Consider the following 20352-nt stretch of genomic DNA (forward strand, 5'->3'; position numbering starts at 1 on the left):
GCTCCTTGCACTTGAAAACCGTATGGAACTAACTAAGCTTTACAAACGAATTTTAGCCGGCACGATCTGCGTGTCTTTATTGTCGGGTTTCACCGGCAAGGAAGAATATGTAGAATTGAATGGCATGCTAAATGGTCGCAGCTCAAGCTCATTCAACAGAAACGATAACAATATCGTCACCACGTTAACGCGTGGAACTCGCGGAGAAATCCTTGAGACTAAGAAGCTACGTTCAGGTAGCTACGGTATTAAAATCAAAGTGATGAACGGCCGCATGGCTGGCAACGAAATGTGGGTTTACCACAAAGACGGTGCTTCCGATTTATCTCTATTTGAAGAAGTTCCACAAAACTGGGACAAGGCTGCGAAATCTAAAGATATCACTAAAGCAAAAGCAACTAGAACTGAAGTTGAAAAACCAGCTGTAACAGATCCTGAATTCTCTAAAAAGAAAGCTCAGGCAAACAAAGAAGCTATCGATGCTATCAATAGAGCCAATGGTTCTAAGAACAAAGACAACTGTATCAACTGCTCTACGGTTTCGACACAATCAGGTCGTCGCGCAGTGATCTCTAAAAAACGTGTGAGCGGTAAAAAAGCTCGCGGCATGTCTAATCAATGTCAAAACCTGTTGATGAATTCTCAAGGAGATTCAACACAACTAGGTCAATACATGATGAGCACAATGGCTGATCCAAGAAACAGCAAATACTATTTGAAGAGCAATGCTCTGGGTTCTTTCTGCCCACGCTTTAACAACCTAAGCACTGAAAACAAATTGAAAGCTTGGAACTGGTTCTGGACTTCATTGGGCCAAGAAGAGTCTTCAACATGTAATCCATCACTAAGACATGGCCAATTCTACAGAGATAGAAATGGTAATACACGCCGCCTAAATCCGACGGATGGACTTGGTATCTGGACCGTAGAACTTTCTCCAATCCTTCGCAGATCTCGTGGTCCTGAGTGCTCCAACGTAAAAACAGCCGCTGGACAAGCGAAGTGTGCTATTGAGATAATGAAAGACACGCAACTAGCAAAAGGCAGTAAAGCGACGACTGGTAGTAAATACTGGGGTCCAACTAGAAAAGGCCGCCTGCAAAGACAAATGCTTCCACACATGGAAAGGTTCGCACTATGTTTTCAACAGTAAAAGCTCTGATCCTTAGTTCTATCATCGTGTTGACTGGTGTTGCCCATGCTGAAACTGTTCCGGTTTTGTCTTTCGGTAAATACAAACTGACAAGTGGCGATGATTTGATCTGCAACGAAATCGATATGCAAAAACGTGATCTGCGCGACAAGAACTTGCGCGTAGGTATCGATATCATGCCGATCGTTAACGAAGACGTAAGAATGCAATCGGACTTGGATGCAAACTGTGAATTCACGCAAAAATCCACTCGCACGGACGACGCTTCTTCAACAACATTGGTTAGAATTGATAATGAGATTTGCCAAGGTCAGGTTAAATCTGACTCGATGACGACTGTGAAAATCACGTCTTCAACAATCACTGTTAGCTACAAACGTGATGGCAGCGATCTTGGAACTTGTGTTTATACGAAATAGATTTTAACTAGCGAGCGCAAGAAGCTAGGTAAATTGAACGAGGCTTGGACCCACCGTTGAGAGTCAACGTATCTTGGGCCAGGCCTTTTCCCGTTTTATAATCAATATCCAAAGTTTGCTTGGACAAAGTCATACCCATTTGGCGTTTAGCGCTGTGAAGGCTTAAACCGGAATCATCATTTTTACGGATCACTTGGGCTGCATCTACTTTGATATAGATTTGCGATGCCTTGGCATCTTGGCCCTCAAGCACGATGTCACCGAACTCTGTCAGCTTCACCGCATAGGTCTCCTGAGGCTTCATATTCGCATTTACAGACCCTTTGCAGGTCACAACCACTTCCTTATTTGCATGAGCAAGTGAGCTGATCAAAACTAAAGCTGGCAATACGATGAACTTCAACATAACGGCCTCCGGGATAACCAATGCCGCTACTACTACAATCTCCGGGCCGCCAGTGAAGTCGCATATATCGCAGCCCAGGCCATTTTCCCTCAATATTTTTGAATAAATACCAGGGCCTGACCTAAAACTGCGCACTCCCGTAACTTTACGGATCTCTGTGAATTTGAACTGAATAATTAGATTTTTGATTTAACGAAGGCTTCGACTTTGTCGACAACCTGTTGAAGATCCAACTCTGTTGAATCCAACTCAAATGCATCAGTGGGAACTGTCATTGGAGCTACTTTACGAGTGGAGTCTTGGTGATCGCGTTGCTTTTGAGCTTTCGCCATATCACCTTGATCAAGACCCAATTCCGTCGCACGACGAGCAGCTCTGTGAGCACTAGAAGCTGTTAGGTAAACTTTTGCTTCCGCAGTTGGGAATACAACAGTCCCGCAATCACGGCCCTCTGCTACCAAACCATGTTCGCCCTTGCTGCAGTTACGTTGAGCATCCAAAAGCGCTTTACGCACTTCTGGATAGTGGCTCACCTTGCTGGCAAAGTTACCCACGTCTTCGTGAGCAATAGAGTCTGTTACGTCTTCATTTTTGAAATAAACACGAGTGCGGTCTGATTCAAGACTCACATTCCAAACTGGATTGTGCGTAAGCTCTGCAAGAGATTTTACGTCGTCAAGATCAACACCCAATTGGATCGCAGCATAGGCAAGACCACGATAGAACGCACCTGTAGAAACCCACTTCCATCCAAGACGGCGAGCAAGTTCACGGCTTACTGAAGATTTACCAGATGCCGCAGGCCCATCAATCGTTACTACTAATCCCATGTCCACTCCAAAATCCAATCTACACTAGCTTTAAGAAATTCTAAACTGTTGGAATTGGCGTTCCAGCCAAAACAGGAATCTCTTTGAGCACTTCTTTTAAAGCAGCCAATGCCGCTTCATTTTCGTGATCAAGCCCTACACTCAGACGCATGTGCGTTTTGAAACCATAATTTAAAACAGGTCTCATGATGATCCCACGACGAAGCAAAGCTTCATTGACTTTCACCGCGTCACGAAGTGTGTCAAACATGACGAAGTTCCCTTGGGAATGAATGTACGGCAGGCCTAATTCTTCTAATTTCTTATAGAAGTAATCAAGCCCTTTCCAGCAAATTTGCTGCGAGCGTTGAAGGAATTCTTTATCTTGCAGAGCCGCATTTGCAGCCACTTGCGCTAAATCATTGACATTAAAAGGCTTGCGCACGCGGTTAAACACCTCAACCACGGCTGTTGGAGCAATCATAGCACCCACGCGGAAACCCGCTAGGCCGTAGATTTTCGAGAATGTGCGCAAAACAATCAGGTTGTTGTATTTGTTGATGTAATTTTGTGCAGAAGCATAGTCTTCAGCTCGCACAAATTCGTTATAAGCCTCGTCGAAGACGATCATCACGTCATCGCGGTTTCCAAGACGAGCCAAGAAAGTCTCAACTTCCTCTTTGGATGCATAGGTCCCCGTCGGATTATTAGGATTCGAAACAAAAATAATACGGATGTCTTGCTCTGGGTGAGCAAAGAAATAGTCCGCGATCGCTTCTAAATCGAAACGATATCCCTCTGTCAAAGGCACTTTACGAATGGCTGCACGATTCGCAGCAGCACTTACCTCATAGGCGTTAAAAGCCGCTACAGAAGTCAAAACCCCCTGTTTCGGCTCGCAGAAAATGCGAGTTAGCAAATCAATCAACTCATCACTGCCATTGCCGATCGCCAATTGATTTGTAGGAAATCCCCACTGTTTGGAAATCGTGTGCAAAAGGTCATAGTGAGATGGATCTGGATAAAGATTTTGATGCTCTAAAGCCTTTTTAACAGCTTCCATCGCCTTCGGGCTTGGCCCTAGAGGGTTTTCATTGCTGGCAAGCTTGTAAACTGTCTTCAAACCGTATTCGCGTTGAGTCTCGGAAATAGGCTTTCCTGGTTTGTAAGGGACAAGATTTAGAATTTCTGGAGAAATCTTCACGTAACAATCCTTTTCTTACGGGGATATCTTTGCTATATCTGATCGCCTAGCTTTAACACATTCTAGTGCGATTTCAATAGAGAGCGTTTAAAAATGCAAAACAGTTTCATGTTCGGTGTAAGTGTTGGCGAATCTTTCGCGGAGTACATTCTGTGGGATGGTTCTAAAACAATTGCAGCCAAACGCGCCTACCTGACCCGTGAGAATTTAAAAAATTCACTTCAACAATTCGTTGCTGCTCATAAAGACAAAGAAATTTCCAAAGCCTTTGTCAGCCTGCGCATCTCTGAAAAACTCATGGATTACAAACTCTCAGGCGCTGTGGCGCATGTAACTACTGAGGGCTTTGAAAACTGGCTGGAACTTCGCGGTTGCTCGGGATCTGCACTAACCTCTTCAGAATTGCACTTTTCCGTACGTGAACGTATTCAGGCTTCTGGTGAAATTCACCAAGCTCTTGCAAACGAGGAACTAGAAGGCATCGCTGCAAAATTGCAGTTGATGGAAATCAAAAAAGTCTGCCTTCATTTTTTACACGCGAACATCAACCCTGCTCACGAAAAACAAGCTCAAGAATTTTTCCAAAGCAAAAACCTCGAAGTTTTCGTTCCTGAAAAAACTGAAAACCAGGATGAGGTCACTCGCTGGCGCAAAAATGCGCTGAATGCGACGATTTCGAGCCTGTTCCAAGATCTTAAAAAAGACCTGGTTGAGGGTTTTAAAGATGTTGTGCCTACAGATAAAATCTATTTTGTCGGCGCTGAGGGCGAAGTTTTCCAAGATGAAAACCATAAACGTGTCGGTAGCCTTTTTGCCTCTTACAGCGCTTTGGGTTTTCAATATCAAGATTCTAAAGTCGACGTTTTGCACTTAGGCCTTGAAGACTTTGTTTTGATCTCTCCTAATTCTTGGAGCGATATCTGGGAAAGCCCATGGGGCAAAGTTGAAAATAAAAGTCTGAAAATCCGCTCCCTAGGTATCCAACCAACATTGGGTCTGGAGCTGAACGACTTCAAACATTTCGATTTCAACAACCGCAGCGAAGGCTGGGAACCAGGTCCGATGAGTTTTGGTCGTGGTCAAAAAGCGACGTTGATGGATCTGTGGGTGGAAAACGCGAAAGTCGCGAAACTTGAGGGCTTGCAAGATCGTATGATCCCCGCAGGCGTACAAAAATTTAAAAACTCGTTGTTAGCTTTGATCAAAGCTTCCCATGATCGCAATCTGGAAACAGACAAAGTGATCAAAGATCTGCAAAGCCTTGGTATGCAGAAAATCGTGATGGAATCACTGATGCATCGTCAGAATAAAAAAATCAAAGTTACAGGTCCGTTGGCTGATCTTTTCTCCAATGGCTTTAAAAAAGATGCTGGTGCTTCTTTCGATAAGGAAGATTTCGCTGAAGCCCGTGCGGTTATCGCCGTCGGTATGAAAGCCAAGGTTTAGTTATGTCTTATCAAATCGAACTTTTTCAATCTTTGCTGGGCGACTTCCTTCACGGCGAAGCTGCATTGCTAACAACTGAAGGTGATGTTCTCTTACTACGTGGAAGCAATCCCGTATCCTACGACACTTTGGTTAAAGCGGCTCGCACGGTCACTAAATATTTGAAATTGAACGAAGGCGATATCGCGCTTTTGAACGATCCTTACAGCGGCGGCACGACACTTGATGAAATTACTTTCCTGATGGCGGTTTCAGAGGACTTGGTATGGGTGACTCGTCGTCCACTTGCTAAAAATCTGAAGCTTGTTAAAAGTGTCGAGGAAGAAGGCCTGCGTATTCCTCCGACTCCCCTTCGCCAAAAAGGTCAATTGAACGAAATGATCTTGGGCGCGATGAGTGCTCACCCAGCCTGCCCTCCGCAATTCACGGAGTGGATTAAGGCACAATGTGCGCAAATGATCGATAGCGCACAAAGACTGCATGACACGATTGAGGGCACTGGCCTTTCCGTGACTGGTGATTTGATCGAAGACTATTTGAAACTTTCCAAAAAACTAGCTGTGCAAAAAATTTCTGAACGTGCATCGGGCGAAACTCGTGTTGATGTGGTTTTGGACAGCGGTGAGTTGTTGCGCCTGAGTCTTGAAATTCAAGACGGTAAAGTCACAATGGACTTCGGCGGCACATCAGCTGCGAAAACCTTGAATTTGACGGAGTCTGCAACTTACGGAACTTGCTTCTATGCCTTGAGCCGTTTTTACGGTTTCGACAAATACGCCAACACCGGTTCATTCTCTGTTTTGACGGTGACGAAGCCTGCAGGTTGCTGGTTGATGGCTAAATACCCAGCTTCTACTTTGAAAGGCATGACTTGCGGAGTGGCGGCTTTGGAAACAGCGATTGAGCTCGCACTGACAAACATCCACACTAAAACTGAGAAGTCTTTGAATTCCTATTCTCCATTGATGGTTCAATTGAATCATCAGGACACTCACGTGTTCTTAAATATCGAAGGCGGCAAAGGTGCTACGGGTGAAAAAGACGGTATGGATGCCCATATCGAGGGTCTTTCTATCGAATCTTTGGAAAGAAACTTCCCCGTGCGTGTACAACGCATGGATCGCCGCACCTCTACGGGTGGAAAAGGTAAGTTTTCTGGTGGTCGCGGCTTGATCCTTAAGGTCGAGGCCTTGGAGGACGTTCAAGTTTCTTGGCTGACAGATATGACTTTGCATCGTCCTCGCATTCCTAAAACTTGCAGCCATGGCGACCCTTCTGAGGTGAGCTTGGAACAAGCTGGTGCTTCGAAGACTTTGCCAGTCCTGGGTCAGCAAAAACTGCTTAAAGGTGAAATCCTAAGTCTGTGCTCAGGCACAGGTGGCGGATACGGTCGCGCGGAATAAAAATCTGTGTTAGAATTTTCCCACGGGAGGTTTTCATGAAAACGGAAGTCACATATTTAGCTGGTGGATGTTTTTGGGGCATGGAGGATTTGATTCGCAAGCTTCCAGGCGTGATGAAAACCGAAGTGGGTTACATGGGTGGTAAAACTCAAAATGCCACCTACAACGACGTGAAAACCGGAACGACGGAACACGCCGAAACGGTGAAGGTCGAATTCAATCCCGATCAATTGTCCTTCGAAAATCTTTTGCTTTATTTCTTTAAAATTCACGATCCCACAACGGTTGACCGTCAAGGCAACGACGTCGGCACTCAGTATCGCAGCGAAATTTTCTTTACTTCGGACGATCAAAAATCCACCGCTGAAAAAGTAATCGCTCGCGTTGATAAATCCGGCGCCTGGGGCAAACCCGCAGCCACAAAAGTCGCGAAGGCACCTGAGTTTTGGACAGCCGAAGGCTACCACCAAGATTACCTTCTGAAAAATCCGAACGGCTACACTTGCCACTTCGTACGTAAAGTTGATTTCTAATTAAAGATGAAACAAAAAAGCCCGCGGTGAAGCGGGCTTTTTTTTATTTGCGAATTTCTTTAAGCATCAAGATCAGCTTTTGTTGGCTTTCTGCTTCCATCAAGCTTTTAGCGCCTGATTTTTTTGGCACTCTCATTTTGTCGATCAAGCGGGCTACCTTGGAATCCATTTTTGGTGTTTTACCCAACTGGATCAAAAGGTTCTTGGCATCGAGTCCCTTTTGCAGAACTTCGGTTTGCAGATACTCGGTCTGAGTTGCATTCATCGTCGACAAATCCAAATCCCAACCCATCAACAAGGTCTTACCTTGGGAGAAGATATTCTTATCGCCAAGCTTTGACATCATATCGATGAACATCAACGGGAACATGTTGTAACGAGTTTGCAGGATCTGAATGGCTTTTTCTTCGTGAGCTAAAATCTCGCGGATGTATCCTGTTTGAGGAACCTCACGCGGGGCAAGCAAAGCTTCTTCCATCATGCTGTACATGCTGATGAGCTTCGTTTGGCCTGTGGACTCAAGATTCGCGTTTTGCTTGCGGTTGGTTTGATCCATCGCTACGGCCATCGCATTGAACGAAGCTGTGCGATCATCACCATCAGCCAATGGATTCACAGACCCATCACGTGGTGCCAGCTCCTCGATCTCCATAAAGAATTCTTGGGCTGCTTGTTGACCTAAAACATCACGCTTCAACACCGAGGTATCTTGGCCGATGCCATTCCATAATTGGAACTCAAAGGACATAAAGTACTTGGTCGCTTCAGAGATCTTTTTAAACATCGTTGGCGCTTGCACCACCGAATTGTAAGCCTCACGACGTAATTGCAGGGCATTCCCTTGGCGAAGGGCATCGTAGAGCTCGTCAGTCATCCCCTTCAGGTCGCCCGTCTGCTGCTTCATATCCTCGGTTGTATCGCTCATCTTCACGGTCGCATCGTGCATTTCATCGACCTTTTTGATCTCGGAACAAGCGACGATCGTGAGTGAACAAAGACTGGCTAAGAAGATCTTATGTTTCATAAATTCATCCAATGTGGTGTGTTCAACGAGTGTACAACTGACACTTTCGGTCACTTTGGTGGAACACTATCTGGGTTTAATTTCGCTCTCATTCTGCAGAGAGCAAAAACTCCAAGAATAGTGCCACTATCCAGTTACATCTCCGTAATTTGGCAGTTTGGGTTGGAAACTTGCGAAAAGACACGGTAACGAATTATCAGTCTGTAAGTAAGAGGGGCTACTAATAATGAAACAGCTACTGAGTGCAATGATTCTAATGATCGGATTCCGGACATCGACGGCGATGGCGGACACGATCATGATTAGATCTGATGCTTGGTGCCCTTACGTCTGCGACAGCGAAAAAGAACCCGGTTACATGGTTGAGGTCGCAACAAAGATCTTTGAGAAAAACGGCCACAAAGTAAATTTCTCGATGGTTAACTGGGCACGTGCGGTCAGCGAAACTCGTCGCAATAAGGCCACTGCTATTCTAGGTGCGAACTTTAACGATGCTCCAGATTTTGTTTTCCCGGCAAAAACTTTGGGCCACGGCCAAGACTTCTTCTTTGTGAAAAAGGAAAGCAACTGGTCTTATAAGGGCTATGCCTCGCTAGCGGGCAAACGCATTGGCGTGATCAATGGTTATGCTTATGGTGGCGACATGGATCGCATCATCAAAGAAAACCAAGGCACCTTTATTTCTATTTCTGGTGAGCATCCGTTAGAGCAAATCTTGAAAATGATGGACAGCAAACGTTTAGATGCTTTCATTGAAAACCACATCGTTATGCGCACAAGCCTAACCAACCTGGGCATCAACCCAGATGACTACAAGGCTGTCAGTGGCACTGTTGCCAATGATACAAAACTTTATATGGCATTCTCTCCAACAAATAAAAAATCTGAAGAGTATGCCAAAATATTTTCTCGTGGAATTTCAGAGATGCGCCAGAACGGCGAACTCGCAAAAGTACTGACAAAATATAACATCCCCGATTGGGAGCAGCAGGAGACGCAAGAATCAACTAAATGATTTTTGCGCCCGCAGCTTCAAGGGCACGTTTGATTCTGTCAACGTGCTCAACACTTGTCGTTTCCAAAACAAAATCAATACGTGTTTCACGCAAGGACAATCCTTGAGAAACGCGATCATGACGAACTTCCAAAACATTGGCTTTTTCAGTCGCAATCACTTGAGTCAGGTTGCTTAGATTTCCTGGCAAATCATCCACGATCACAGACAACTCGCACAGCTTCCCGCGCAAAGCCTGACCACGATCGATAATTTTGCTAACGATATTCAAATCGATGTTACCACCACTGATGATCACGCAGCACTTTTTACCAAGATCTAATCCACGGTGCATCGCTGCTGCCATGGCTGCAGCACCCGAACCTTCGGCCACCGTTTTTGCACGTTCCATCAAGAACACGATCGCTTCAGCGATTTCGTCATCACTCACCGTCACAACTTGATCGACGTATTTAGAAATAAAACTGTCGTACATGATTTGCGACGGATTTTTAATAGCGATACCGTCAGCAATTGTCGCTGCACGTTTCTTTTTCATATCCGGAGTTTGCTTGTTGTAAAGACAAGCCATTCCTGGAGAACGATCACTCTGCACACCGATCACGCGGATTTTTGGGTTGATGGTTTTCGCCGCCAACGCCACACCACTGATCAAACCACCACCACCGATAGGAATGATGATTGTGTCTAGGTCAGAAACTTTCTCCATGATCTCGATACCGATTGTTCCTTGGCCAGCAATGACAAACGGATCTTGGTAAGGATGCACGAATGTGTAGCCGTGTTCTTTCTCAAGTTTTTGTGCGTGTTCAAAAGCCTCGTCGTAAATCTCGCCTTTTAAAACAACGTTTGCTCCGTAAGCACGCGTTGCCGTGGCTTTGTTGATCGAGCAGTTTTCTGGCATGACGATGGTGGATTTTACTCCCGCCAAACGTGCCGACAAAGCGACACCTTGTGCGTGATTTCCGGCGGAGCTAGCTACCACTCCACGAGATTTTTCTTCAGGGCTTAGATTGGCGATTTTATTGTAAGCACCACGGAATTTAAAACTTCCAGTTCTTTGTGTGTTCTCGAACTTGAAATAGACTTCGCTGTTCAACAGATTGCTGGCACTGATCGAGTGACTCATATCTGTCGGGCTGATGATGTCTTTAATAAGCTGACGAGCTTTCTGAATGTCTTCGAAAGTAACTTTCATAGAAACCGGAACTCCTGTGTGTTCGCCTACTTTCTTCCAAAATAAGGCCCCGGGCAAGCGGCTTTCCATTGGGAACACCCGCCTTGTTCCCCACCCCGATCGATCCTCTAAGTACCTATAATTACTGATGTATTTAAGGGGTCCTCACAAATATCAAGAAATATTATGTCGCAGAGGCTAGTGAAATCCTTGGAAATACTCAAAAGGACTCATGATTTCGGCAGTTTTGACCGAAAAGTCCAGTGAGGGGTCTCATTGATTAAACGACTTAGATTTCTGAATTTGACGACAGCTTTGATGCTGACTTGGAGTTTCGCATTCGCACAAGTGCCGAATGAACTTCAGGAAGTCGTATTGACAGGAAATCTGTTCGGTCGCTCCTCTGCCGATTTTTCAAAAACAGCCAGAAACATTTCGACAACTGTCACTGAAGGTTCCAAAGGAACTGTCGTTGAAACTCGACGCATGAAAACTCCCGGCGCCTATGGCGTTAAGATTCGTTTGAGTGAAGTCGGCAAAGGTAAAACCAACGCCAAACCTGGCGATGAAGTTTGGGTTTACTATTCTAAGAAAAATCCGTGGATTACTTTCCGTGATACCAAAGACCTCGAAGTGCAAAACCCTGAAGACGCATTAACTGCGAAGGCTCGCACGTCTGGCGAGGGCATCCCTGCCCCAACAACTCCAGTCGATGACAAAAGCGTTGATCCCAACGAAGCAATGACGAGCGACCGCTACTCGACAGAGGCTGGTACAGGCGGCAATTGTATGCTGACGAATTCCTGCGGAGGCGCTGCCAACCACGGTGCTTTGAAAGACGTCGCGACTAAAATCGCTGATGACGAAGCCAAAGTAAAAAAGACAGTTGATGACTTGGCGAAAAAGAAACCTGTCGAAAAAGTTGAACCGAAACCTGAAGTCGCAAAAAGCTCGGCTCCGTACGACAAGTATAAGAAAAGAAAATACACGATGACTCAACACGAATGGGAGGACTTCCCTGACGTGATGAAGTACTCGCAAAGTAGCAAAGTCACCAAAACGATCAAAGCCGGCATGAACGGTCGCGAGCCAGGCTCTACTGGCTGGTGCTATCGCTATGTTAAACGTGCTCTGGTATCTGGTCAGAAGATTAAATACCCACCGGGTGGCCACGCTCGAGAAGCCGTCAGAGACCTCAAAGCCCAGGGCTTTAAAAACTTGATGGACTCCCCTTACAAAGGAATTATCAAATCACCTGATGATGCTCCTAAGGGTTCGATCATTGTGTACGAAACCGCTGACAGAAAACAATCTGGCGATATCCAAATTAAAACTGACTGGGGTACGAATGGTGGTTACGTTAGTGACTACTACAGTACGCGAAGCTTCTTGGAAGGCCAGAAAGCAGAGCAGTTCAGACTTAGAGGTAAACCTTACCGCATTATTGGCGTTATGATTAAGCCATAGGGAACTTATATGAAGACATTAAAACTTTTCACAGTTCTAGTCCTTCTTGTCAGCGTTCACGCCAGTGCCGACGCTGAACAATCCATTCAAGACCTGAATAAAGCTAAAAGTGCAGTGCTTACATTGCCATCGATGGAGACTGTTCGTTACAACGACGGCGATGCCAACGATAAAGCTTTAAAGAAGGCCTATACTGTTTTGGACAAAGCCGTCGCGGCGATGAAAGAATCCAAAGACGACCAAACTCTTATGGATGATATCGTTTCTTTGTCAGCAGAGATGATTAAGAAAGACCCATCAGGTGATGCTGTGTGGAGCATCCTGGATCTTTATAAAGATAAAAAATTGAAGCCGTCTTTCACGAAAGCGGTGTCTAAACTTCCAGCCAAAGAACGTTCGTTCTTTATGAAAGTCTTAGAAGGAAAACTAAGAGAAGATTCCGGCGCAGGTAACGGCTAAAATCTGCTGAACAGAAAATAAAAAAGCGCGCCTGATAAGAGCGCGCTTTTTTTATTCTTAAAATCAGTAAAATCTAAACAGTTGCGATCTTGTGGAAAGAATCAACTTCCAACGAAGCGCCACCAACCAAGAAACCACTCACGTGAGCTTGCTTGATCAACTCGCCAGCATTGTCTGGTTTCACACTGCCACCGTAAAGGATTGGCGCCGTGAAGCCCATTTTAGTCAAAATACCGTGAACGTCAGTGTGAGTCTCTGCAACCTGTGCCGGAGTCGCCACTTTACCAGTGCCGATCGCCCAAACGGGTTCGTAAGCCACAACGATAGGTTTTGTCTTGTCAGCTTTCGCTAGACCCAACAACAACTGAGTTTCAAGTACACGGAATGTATGAGTCGCTTCACGCTCTTGCAAAGTCTCACCAATGCAAAGCATAGGAGTAAGACCCAAAGACTGAACGTAAGCCACTTTATCAGCGATCATCGCATCCGTTTCGCCAAAAATCGCACGACGCTCACTGTGCCCGATCAAGATATAATTTCCACCGATCTCTTTCACCACTTGCGCGGAGTTTTCACCCGTGAAAGCACCTGAAGCTTGGAAATAACAATTCTGCGCACCAATCTTGATCGCAGAACCCTTCACCGCCTCACAAGCAGCTTCCAAAGAAATAGCCGAAGGAAAGAACACAACCTCACCAGTAGCTGAAGCCATCACCTCTTTGAACTTATTCAAAAAAGAACGAGTCTCCGCCGGCGATTTAAAAAGCTTCCAGTTTCCCGCAAAAATCTTTTTCATAAAAAACCCTTTCAAAAAAATCCCTGCCCCTAAAAACAAAAATGGCCCCAAAGGGGCTCATTTTTATCCCCGCGCCCGGCTTCGGCCACCCGTTCAAAGGTTCGCTAAAGCTTGAGCGCAGCCGAGGCGCTAGGAGGAAGGCGTACAAGTGTACGCCGACGACGCAGCAACGAAGGATCCGCTCAAGATCTAGCGGATCTTTGTGCGCAAGATTTCCAATCCTGGCAACTTATCCCCTTGCAAATACTCAAGGCTCGCACCACCACCAGTAGAAATGTGGGTCATCTGAGCCGCGAAGCCACTCATCTCAGCAGCCGCAGCAGAGTCTCCCCCACCTACGATTTTAGTCGCATTGGATTCAGCGATCGCTTTCGCTACGCCAAAAGTCCCTTTCGAGAACGCCGGATTTTCGAAAACGCCCATTGGACCGTTCCAGAAAATAGTTCCTGCTTCTTTAAGAGCTGCAGAATAATTGCGTATCGTTTGAGGACCAATATCCAAAGCCATTTCGCCATCTGGAATCACAACGTCTTTAGTCGTGTGAGCATTTGCCACATCACCAAAAGCTTTCGTTGCAACGTGATCCACTGGAAGCAAGATCGTTTTGTCGCGAGCCGCGATACGTTCGATCATTTCTTTGCAGTAGCGAACTTTGTCAGCTTCAACCAAAGAGTTACCAACAGACACGCCTTGAGCTTTCAAGAATGTGTAAGCCATTGCTCCACCGATGATGAAACCGTCAACGATATCCATCAACTTTTCGATCACTGGCATTTTGTCAGAAACTTTTGCACCACCCATCACAGCGATGTAAGGGCGTTTTGGATTCGTCAAAAGAGAATCAAGCATGTTGATTTCTTTTTCGATCAAGAAACCAATGCCTTTTTCTTTCATTACAGACGGCAACGCATGAATCGTCGCATGGGCTCTATGAGAGGCACCGAACGCGTCGTTGATGTAGATCTCTGCGTAGTTCGCGATTTTTTGTGCGAACTCGATAGAGTCTTTAGTTTCACCCGCTTCAAAACGTACGTTTTCAAGAAGGATCAATTGATTCTTTTTTAAAGAAGGTAGCAAGTGAACTGGAGCATCAGAATCTGGTTCTTCAACCAAGATCACTTCTGCATTCAAGTGCTCTTGAAGACGTTTTGCAACGGGCTCCAAGGAGAACTCTTTGTCGTCTTTAGTTTTAGGACGACCCAAGTGCGAAGCCATAACGATCTTCGCACCATGTTCCATGCAATACTTAATTGTTGGAAGAGAAGACGTGATACGGTTTTCATCCGTGATCTTGCCGTCTTCCATTGGAACGTTCAGATCCAAACGAAGGAAAACTACTTTTCCTTCCAATTGGAAATCACGAACGGTTTTAATACCTTTAAGACCTGCGCTCATCGATTACAGACCTTTCGCAGCCATGTGCTTAAGAACGTCAACCATACGGTTAGAGAAACCAGTTTCGTTGTCGTACCAAGAAAGAACTTTAACCATGCGAGGACCTACAGTCATAGTTGATGCAAGGTCTACGATAGAAGAGAATTTGTTACCGTTGAAATCAACAGAAACTAGTTCGTTCTTTTCGCAAGCTAGAACGCCTTTCAAAGGACCGTTCGCAGCAGCGATCAAAGCTTCGTTAACAGCTTCTTTAGTTACGTCAGCTTTCGCAGTGAAAGTGAAGTCTACCAAAGATACGTTTGGAGTTGGAACACGTACGGAGATACCGTCGATTTTGCCTTTAAGTTCTGGCAATACCAAACCAACGTTTTTAGCAGCCCCAGTTGTTGTTGGGATCATGCTAACTGCAGCAGCGCGAGCGCGGCGCATGTCAGAGTGAGGAGCGTCCAAGATTTTTTGGTCGTTCGTGTAAGAGTGGATTGTCATCATAGTGCCGTGCTCGATACCGAATTTTTCATTCAATACTTTTGCAAGAGGCGCCAAGCAGTTTGTTGTGCAAGATGCGTTTGAAACTACGTGATGTTTTGATGGATCGTAGGCTTCGTGATTGATGCCGTAAACCATAGTGATGTCTGCACCTTTTTCAGCAGGACCAGAAACCAATACGCGTTTCGCTCCACCTTCGATGTGCTTCATGAAGTCTTCTTTGTTTTTGAATGCGCCAGAGCACTCAACAACAACGTCTACGCCCCAAGCTTTCCAAGGAACTTCAGCTGGGTTGCGGAATTTTGTAACAGCGATTTTTTTGCCGTTAACGATCAAGTTTTCGTTATCGTGAGAAACGTCACCAGCAAAAGTGCCGTGTGCAGAGTCATACTTCAAAAGATGAGCATTACCTTCAATGCTATCAAGAGAGTTAATACCTACGATTTCAAATTGATCATGAGCCGCTCTGAAGAAAACGCGACCGATACGACCAAAACCATTAATACCAATACGAAGTTTTGCCATGAATGAGCTCCTTGTTTTAAAACCCAGTCACTATCTGCCTTTGAACGCTAAAAAGCCAGTCTAGACACCCCGTCCCGACTGGCTTTTATGCTTTAAATAGCGGCTCTAAATTTCGGCCTACTCCGGCAGTGCCGGAGTGTCTCTAGAAGCGTGACACGTTAAGGTTTGGGTAACCATCTAGTGAGAACACTGACAACAGAACGTCAGCATAACCACCCATGGACTCCAAGCGAACATCGATCGCTGTTACACGGTCACCGCGGAAGAAGTTTTCAGACGTCGCACGGTCACCCGCGTACAATGTGCCTCTGTTTTGTAGGCTGTACAGGGACAGACGTTGACCACTTTGCATATAAACTACCGCGTCATGAACACGAGCTCCCGCCGTCAATACGCGAACTTCGATTTGATCGATCGCTTGAGGGTAAGCAAGGCTGAGGCGAACCCATTCACCACCTGTGCGGCGAGTGATGCTAGAAACCTGCACATCAGCGCGGTCATAGCGAGAACCTGGGCCCGGAGGCGCTGGACGAGGAGGCATTGGGCGTGGACCTGGGCCAGGACGAGGACCTGGATTGTAACCGCCACCGTGACCACCACCACGACCGCCCCAGTTTACTTCAGAAGAGCGAGTTTCAGACCAAGAACCGTTGCGACCTTGGCAAGCGATCCCTTGAGTTCTTTCAGTACGGCCACGCATTTCGATAACGCTGACGTATTCACGGCAGTATTCACCGCGAGAGTTGTAACCTTCACGAGTGGAGTTGAAAGAACCGCGCGCTCCGGAACGAGAACCATAGCGGCTACCATCCCAGTCACAGCTTTCGCCAATACCACTTTCAAGAGAACGGCGTTGAGCTTCATTGTAAGCACGACGGTCGTTGTCTTCCATTTGTTGACCCAATTTATTACCGATGATGGAACCAGCGATAGCACCGATGATTGTTGCCGCTGTTTTACCATTGCCTTTACCGAAGCCAGAACCAGCTGCTCCGCCGATCACTCCCCCGATAATTGTGCCGATGTCACCTTTATCAATTCCCGCGTGTGCTACGCTAGAAGCTTGAACTACGGATGCCATCAAAACTGCGCCAAGGATCATTTGTTTTCTATTCATGTGGTTCCCCTTCGATAAGGATTTTATTCTTGCAAAGACTCTATCCAAAGTCCGTGCCAAGAAATTCGGGGCCATACTGGCTCCGCTCCAGGAGAAAGAAAACCATGATTTATTGAAGTTAGGGAATTACCGGAAACCGCTAGGCAACGTACATCAGCAGGCAAAGATACTGACACATGCTTCCAGTGATCACGAACATATGCCAGATTCCGTGACCGTGTTTAATTTTCTCGTCGAATAAAAAGAAAATAAATCCAACAGCATAGGCCAAGAAGCCCAACATAATTAACGTAAATCCCCAGAGAGAAACCGCGTGGTAAAGCTGGCTTAACACCGGTATCACAGTGGCACTCATTGTGACGTACAAAACATTTCGCATGATGGCGCGTTTTGGTTTCCGAAATACCTCAAGATAAATCCCCAGCAGAGCAAGTCCCCACACCACAAACAGCACCGAGTAACCAGCCAGGCCGCTGATCGCAAGAATCATGTAGGGAGTGTAATTGCCAGCGATCTTAAAATAGATGCCGATGTAATCGAGACGTTGGAACATTCTCTTCTGCTCGCCATGTGCTGAATGATACAGCACCGACAAAATATAAATCAGAACAGTTGAGACGCCATAGATCGTAAAAGTCAGAATTCGTGGCACATCATGTCTAGCAACTGCAAGGTACATCAGCAGAGCCACACCCACGAAGGCAAACAAGCCTCCCAACAAGTGACTAAAAGTATTGAATTTTTCGCCGTGCTGTACAGATAAAAGACGTTCCACTGATCTACCTTAAAACTTTAACACATGTGCACGCAAGCACTTCGAAATTACAGGACCATTATTTTTGGGATTTGTATTGCCAACAGCACGCACATCGATGATTTTCCGCCCATGAAAAAACTTATTCTCATCGCGCTCTCAACAATGGCGCTCGCAGCATGCCAGCCTCACGGATCTGACTCGTTGAATCTAAATGAGCAAGTTGGTGTCATCAATGGCACAAAGGTTTCTGCCAGAACCACAGCTGCTGCGAAGAGTGTCGTTTTGATTGAAGTGCTGGGCCCAACAGGCATCGCGCGCACTTTCTGCTCTGCCACTTTGGTGGGAGCCAACACCATCCTCACAGCGGCCCACTGTTTTGATAAAAAGTATGTCACAGATTTTTCTAGCTTCCGTGTCGTGTTCGCCAATCAAACGGGCGTCACAAATTCGGGCCTGGTTCGTCGCGGTGTTTTTTATAAGCAACATCCCGACTACAACTCCAACGGTCGCTACAACCAAGATATCGCCATCGCTATTTTTGAAGGTAAACTTCCCTACGGATTCGTTCCCGCAAAAATGGATTCAGACGTAGGTGCGAACTACGCTAAGAACACTCTTTATGTTTATGGCTATGGTCGCTCTCGTGATTACACGGGTAAAAAAGGTGAAAACCTGCGCGATTCGGTCGGAATTCTTCATCGTGGCGTTGTTCGCGTGGCCGATGACTACAATCAATTGGAAACTTTGTACCTTACGAACAGAGTGGGATCGACGTCCTACCTGTGCCAAGGCGATTCGGGTGGTCCGCATTTCTATAGCAACAATGGCGTGACCAAAGTGGTCGGCGTGACCTCTGCCACTTACGGCAAAGTTTTACCGAATGGCCAACACTCTTGTATGGATTTTTCTCAAGCTACTAAAGTTGCTATGAACTACTCATGGTTTAAGCGCGAAGAAAAGAAAGCCCTCGGCCTACAATAGAGAGCGCCGCGTTCCTAAAAACCGGCAGGCGCCTTTTTCTACCACTGAATTTTTGGGAACATTTTTAGGGCGTTGGCTTTGGTTTGCTCGGCCAATTGCTCGATCGTCACACCTTTTAGATCAGCTACGAATTTTGCCGTGTGAACAACATAGGCTGAGGTGTTCTTTTTACCGCGCATTGGAATGGGCGCTAAAAAGGGAGCATCGGTTTCAACGTGGATACGATCTAGTGGCAAGCCGCGAACGGTGTTGCGAAGATCTTCGGCATTTTTAAAAGTTACAACTCCGCTGATGGAGATGTTGAAGCCCAAATCCAAGGCTTCCTTAGCCAACCAAGACGTGCCCGTGAAGCAGTGAATGATTCCTGTCACTTCGCCTTTGAATTCTTTTAAAATACTGATGGTGTCTTCTTCCGCATCGCGCGTGTGGATTTCCACAGGCAGACCTGTTTGCTTAGCGATTTTCAATTGTTCGCGGAAAGCATGCTGCTGTTCTTCACGTGGTGATTGATCGTAGTAATAATCCAAACCGATCTCACCGATGGCAACGACTGAAGGGTCCTTGGCATTATCCAGAATGAATTTACCGACTTCGTCTGTATATGTTTTTCCGTCATGAGGATGAATCCCCAGAGTGCAATACACATCAGGTGCATACTTGTGAGCTAGATCTAAAACTAACGGAAGGTCATTGAGTTCCGTACCAATCGTGATGATTTTACGAACGCCAGCGGCCTTCGCATTTTGAATAGCGGCTTCGACGCCCTCTTCGAGCATATTTAGATGGCAGTGAACATCAACCCATTCAGTCATGGTTTTATTCTACACTAAATCCTGGGTTGTGATGAAGTATTCTTCCATCACCAGTTGAGAATCTCTGTTAGCGCCCAAAGCATGTTCTGCATTGAGGCCTTTTTGGATCAAATTGAGGAGTCTTGCTCGTGTCTGTTCGGCCAAAGTCTTAATAAGCTCGGCTTGATCCAGATTCACCACTTGAGCTTTGGCACCCTCTTGATAAACGATAGCATCGCGGAAAAAACTGACCCAGTAAGAAAGCAAACGCTGTCCTTGCTGACGATCCTTAAATTCTGCACGCCACATTTCATTCAAAAGGAAGTCACCGTCCTTCAAAAAGACCGTCAAGATATCCACGGCTTTCTGACGAACTTCCAATTCAGGTCCATCTTGCAGCTGAGCGAGTTTTTCAAAACTCCCCGCTGCTGACTTCAAGGCCCATGTTGGAGCTTTGACACGTTTACCAAGTTCCTCGATCGACAGTGGTTTGAACTGAACGATGCGAGAGCGCGAGCGAATCGTCGGCATGATACCAGCAACACTCGGGGCAATCAGAAAGAAGAACGTGCCATCTGGTGGCTCTTCTAAAGTTTTAAGCAAGGCATTGGCTGCTTGGGGATTCAAAGTCTGCGCTTGATCAATGATGATCACGCGATTTCCACCTAAGCTTTTTAAGCTCAAGAATTCTAAAACTTCTTTAGCTTGTTCAATTTTGATATTGGCACCAGAAGGAGAAATAATACGCAAGTTTTCATGCGCATGCGCTGGTTGAGCCACACGGAAACAAGATGGACAACGGCCACAACCACGCGGGCTTTGCGGGCACATCAAGGCCTGCGCCAAACCAATCGCTGTCATTTTTTTGCCAACACCAGAAGGACCGACAAATAAAAAAGTCTGGCCGGGCTTCCCTGCTTCGAAGGAATCCACCATCTTTTTAATCGTCTCTTGGTGTCCTAAGACAAAATCCAACAGCCTTGCCACTT

General features: G+C 46.0%; 21 protein-coding genes. 9 read left to right on the forward strand and 12 right to left on the reverse strand.

Annotated elements, in window-relative coordinates:
* Positions 1-22: 22 nt before the first annotated feature.
* Both ACLVWP_RS14060 and ACLVWP_RS14065 read left to right on the forward strand, forming a co-directional pair.
* Positions 23-1153 carry a hypothetical protein gene (locus ACLVWP_RS14060; RefSeq protein ID WP_413558116.1) on the forward strand — a complete coding sequence of 377 codons (1131 nt, stop codon included), beginning with the start codon at positions 23-25 and terminating at the stop codon, positions 1151-1153.
* Positions 1138-1572, forward strand: coding sequence for a hypothetical protein (locus ACLVWP_RS14065; RefSeq protein ID WP_413558118.1), 435 nt, complete (start codon positions 1138-1140; stop codon positions 1570-1572). Before ACLVWP_RS14060 ends, ACLVWP_RS14065 begins: the two co-directional genes overlap by 16 nt.
* Positions 1573-1579: 7 nt before the next feature.
* Here the strand turns inward: ACLVWP_RS14065 and ACLVWP_RS14070 are convergent, their stop codons facing one another.
* The 3 genes from ACLVWP_RS14070 to hisC form a co-directional block, all read right to left on the reverse strand.
* Entirely contained in the window at positions 1580-1978 is a 399-nt protein-coding gene (locus ACLVWP_RS14070; protein ID WP_413558120.1) for a hypothetical protein, read from the reverse strand.
* A 176-nt stretch (positions 1979-2154) separates the two neighbouring features.
* A complete protein-coding gene (cmk, locus tag ACLVWP_RS14075) occupies positions 2155-2808 on the reverse strand; it encodes a (d)CMP kinase (protein ID WP_413558122.1) in 654 nt (217 codons plus the stop codon).
* A gap of 40 nt (positions 2809-2848) precedes the next feature.
* Positions 2849-3991 carry a histidinol-phosphate transaminase gene (gene hisC, locus ACLVWP_RS14080; protein WP_413558124.1) on the reverse strand — a complete coding sequence of 381 codons (1143 nt, stop codon included), beginning with the start codon at positions 3989-3991 and terminating at the stop codon, positions 2849-2851.
* A 93-nt stretch (positions 3992-4084) separates the two neighbouring features.
* Here hisC and ACLVWP_RS14085 point away from each other — a divergent pair, with 93 nt between their 5' ends.
* From ACLVWP_RS14085 to msrA, 3 genes are read left to right on the forward strand one after another with little or no spacing between them, the layout of a single operon-like run.
* Positions 4085-5437 carry a hydantoinase/oxoprolinase N-terminal domain-containing protein gene (locus ACLVWP_RS14085; RefSeq protein WP_413558126.1) on the forward strand — a complete coding sequence of 451 codons (1353 nt, stop codon included), beginning with the start codon at positions 4085-4087 and terminating at the stop codon, positions 5435-5437.
* A gap of 2 nt (positions 5438-5439) precedes the next feature.
* A complete protein-coding gene (locus ACLVWP_RS14090) occupies positions 5440-6840 on the forward strand; it encodes a hydantoinase B/oxoprolinase family protein (RefSeq protein ID WP_413558128.1) in 1401 nt (466 codons plus the stop codon).
* A 35-nt stretch (positions 6841-6875) separates the two neighbouring features.
* The gene (gene msrA / locus ACLVWP_RS14095; RefSeq protein ID WP_413558129.1) at positions 6876-7373 is read left to right on the forward strand and encodes a peptide-methionine (S)-S-oxide reductase MsrA; all 498 of its coding nucleotides are present in this window, start codon (positions 6876-6878) and stop codon (positions 7371-7373) included.
* Positions 7374-7416: 43 nt separating this feature from the next.
* On the opposite strand, the gene ACLVWP_RS14100 is transcribed toward msrA, so the two are convergent.
* Complete coding sequence (locus tag ACLVWP_RS14100; RefSeq protein ID WP_413558131.1) at positions 7417-8397, reverse strand: hypothetical protein; 981 nt, start codon at positions 8395-8397, stop codon at positions 7417-7419.
* 226 nt (positions 8398-8623) lie between these two features.
* Between ACLVWP_RS14100 and ACLVWP_RS14105 the strand changes: the two genes are divergently transcribed.
* Positions 8624-9412: a substrate-binding periplasmic protein gene (locus ACLVWP_RS14105; protein ID WP_413558133.1), complete on the forward strand. Its 789-nt coding sequence runs from the start codon at positions 8624-8626 to the stop codon at positions 9410-9412.
* Here the strand turns inward: ACLVWP_RS14105 and ilvA are convergent.
* A complete protein-coding gene (gene ilvA, locus ACLVWP_RS14110; protein ID WP_413558134.1) occupies positions 9405-10610 on the reverse strand; it encodes a threonine ammonia-lyase in 1206 nt (401 codons plus the stop codon). The genes ACLVWP_RS14105 and ilvA overlap by 8 nt on opposite strands.
* Before the next feature lie 255 nt (positions 10611-10865).
* Here ilvA and ACLVWP_RS14115 point away from each other — a divergent pair, with 255 nt between their 5' ends.
* A complete protein-coding gene (locus ACLVWP_RS14115; RefSeq protein WP_413558136.1) occupies positions 10866-12056 on the forward strand; it encodes a hypothetical protein in 1191 nt (396 codons plus the stop codon).
* A gap of 9 nt (positions 12057-12065) precedes the next feature.
* On the forward strand, positions 12066-12515 hold the full coding sequence (locus tag ACLVWP_RS14120) for a hypothetical protein (RefSeq protein ID WP_413558137.1): 450 nt from the start codon (positions 12066-12068) through the stop codon (positions 12513-12515).
* Between the two features lie 73 nt (positions 12516-12588).
* Here ACLVWP_RS14120 and tpiA read toward each other — a convergent pair whose 3' ends face one another.
* The 5 genes from tpiA to trhA form a co-directional block, all read right to left on the reverse strand.
* Positions 12589-13311, reverse strand: a complete 723-nt coding sequence (tpiA, locus tag ACLVWP_RS14125) for a triose-phosphate isomerase (protein ID WP_413558139.1) — start codon at positions 13309-13311, stop codon at positions 12589-12591.
* 189 nt (positions 13312-13500) lie between these two features.
* The gene (locus ACLVWP_RS14130; protein ID WP_413558141.1) at positions 13501-14706 is read right to left on the reverse strand and encodes a phosphoglycerate kinase; all 1206 of its coding nucleotides are present in this window, start codon (positions 14704-14706) and stop codon (positions 13501-13503) included.
* A 3-nt stretch (positions 14707-14709) separates the two neighbouring features.
* Positions 14710-15717 (reverse strand): type I glyceraldehyde-3-phosphate dehydrogenase, encoded by a 1008-nt coding sequence (gene gap, locus ACLVWP_RS14135; RefSeq protein WP_413558142.1) that lies wholly within the window; start codon positions 15715-15717, stop codon positions 14710-14712.
* 142 nt (positions 15718-15859) lie between these two features.
* A complete protein-coding gene (locus tag ACLVWP_RS14140; protein ID WP_413558144.1) occupies positions 15860-16834 on the reverse strand; it encodes a beta-sandwich domain-containing protein in 975 nt (324 codons plus the stop codon).
* A gap of 139 nt (positions 16835-16973) precedes the next feature.
* Positions 16974-17609 carry a PAQR family membrane homeostasis protein TrhA gene (gene trhA, locus ACLVWP_RS14145; RefSeq protein ID WP_413558146.1) on the reverse strand — a complete coding sequence of 212 codons (636 nt, stop codon included), beginning with the start codon at positions 17607-17609 and terminating at the stop codon, positions 16974-16976.
* 111 nt (positions 17610-17720) lie between these two features.
* Here trhA and ACLVWP_RS14150 point away from each other — a divergent pair, with 111 nt between their 5' ends.
* Entirely contained in the window at positions 17721-18572 is an 852-nt protein-coding gene (locus tag ACLVWP_RS14150; protein WP_413558148.1) for a S1 family peptidase, read from the forward strand.
* 38 nt (positions 18573-18610) lie between these two features.
* On the opposite strand, the gene ACLVWP_RS14155 is transcribed toward ACLVWP_RS14150, so the two are convergent.
* Positions 18611-19384 (reverse strand): TatD family hydrolase, encoded by a 774-nt coding sequence (locus ACLVWP_RS14155; RefSeq protein WP_413558149.1) that lies wholly within the window; start codon positions 19382-19384, stop codon positions 18611-18613.
* A 9-nt stretch (positions 19385-19393) separates the two neighbouring features.
* Positions 19394-20350, reverse strand: coding sequence for an ATP-binding protein (locus ACLVWP_RS14160; protein WP_413558150.1), 957 nt, complete (start codon positions 20348-20350; stop codon positions 19394-19396).
* Positions 20351-20352: the final 2 nt, after the last annotated feature.

Origin of the sequence: Bdellovibrio sp. HCB209 (assembly GCF_047306065.1) — a bacterium.
Taxonomy (GTDB): domain Bacteria; phylum Bdellovibrionota; class Bdellovibrionia; order Bdellovibrionales; family Bdellovibrionaceae; genus Bdellovibrio.

Excerpts from the sequence above, each read along its gene's own strand:
- ACLVWP_RS14060 (WP_413558116.1), top strand. The coding sequence starts at position 23 with ATGGAACTAACTAAGCTTTACAAACGAATTTTAGCCGGCACGATCTGC.
- ACLVWP_RS14065 (WP_413558118.1), top strand. The coding sequence starts at position 1,138 with ATGTTTTCAACAGTAAAAGCTCTGATCCTTAGTTCTATCATCGTGTTG.
- ACLVWP_RS14070 (WP_413558120.1), bottom strand. The coding sequence starts at position 1,978 with ATGTTGAAGTTCATCGTATTGCCAGCTTTAGTTTTGATCAGCTCACTT.
- cmk (WP_413558122.1), bottom strand. The coding sequence starts at position 2,808 with ATGGGATTAGTAGTAACGATTGATGGGCCTGCGGCATCTGGTAAATCT.
- ACLVWP_RS14085 (WP_413558126.1), top strand. The coding sequence starts at position 4,085 with ATGCAAAACAGTTTCATGTTCGGTGTAAGTGTTGGCGAATCTTTCGCG.
- ACLVWP_RS14090 (WP_413558128.1), top strand. The coding sequence starts at position 5,440 with ATGTCTTATCAAATCGAACTTTTTCAATCTTTGCTGGGCGACTTCCTT.
- msrA (WP_413558129.1), top strand. The coding sequence starts at position 6,876 with ATGAAAACGGAAGTCACATATTTAGCTGGTGGATGTTTTTGGGGCATG.
- ACLVWP_RS14100 (WP_413558131.1), bottom strand. The coding sequence starts at position 8,397 with ATGAAACATAAGATCTTCTTAGCCAGTCTTTGTTCACTCACGATCGTC.
- ACLVWP_RS14105 (WP_413558133.1), top strand. The coding sequence starts at position 8,624 with ATGAAACAGCTACTGAGTGCAATGATTCTAATGATCGGATTCCGGACA.
- ilvA (WP_413558134.1), bottom strand. The coding sequence starts at position 10,610 with ATGAAAGTTACTTTCGAAGACATTCAGAAAGCTCGTCAGCTTATTAAA.
- ACLVWP_RS14120 (WP_413558137.1), top strand. The coding sequence starts at position 12,066 with ATGAAGACATTAAAACTTTTCACAGTTCTAGTCCTTCTTGTCAGCGTT.
- tpiA (WP_413558139.1), bottom strand. The coding sequence starts at position 13,311 with ATGAAAAAGATTTTTGCGGGAAACTGGAAGCTTTTTAAATCGCCGGCG.
- ACLVWP_RS14130 (WP_413558141.1), bottom strand. The coding sequence starts at position 14,706 with ATGAGCGCAGGTCTTAAAGGTATTAAAACCGTTCGTGATTTCCAATTG.
- gap (WP_413558142.1), bottom strand. The coding sequence starts at position 15,717 with ATGGCAAAACTTCGTATTGGTATTAATGGTTTTGGTCGTATCGGTCGC.
- ACLVWP_RS14140 (WP_413558144.1), bottom strand. The coding sequence starts at position 16,834 with ATGAATAGAAAACAAATGATCCTTGGCGCAGTTTTGATGGCATCCGTA.
- ACLVWP_RS14150 (WP_413558148.1), top strand. The coding sequence starts at position 17,721 with ATGAAAAAACTTATTCTCATCGCGCTCTCAACAATGGCGCTCGCAGCA.
- ACLVWP_RS14155 (WP_413558149.1), bottom strand. The coding sequence starts at position 19,384 with ATGACTGAATGGGTTGATGTTCACTGCCATCTAAATATGCTCGAAGAG.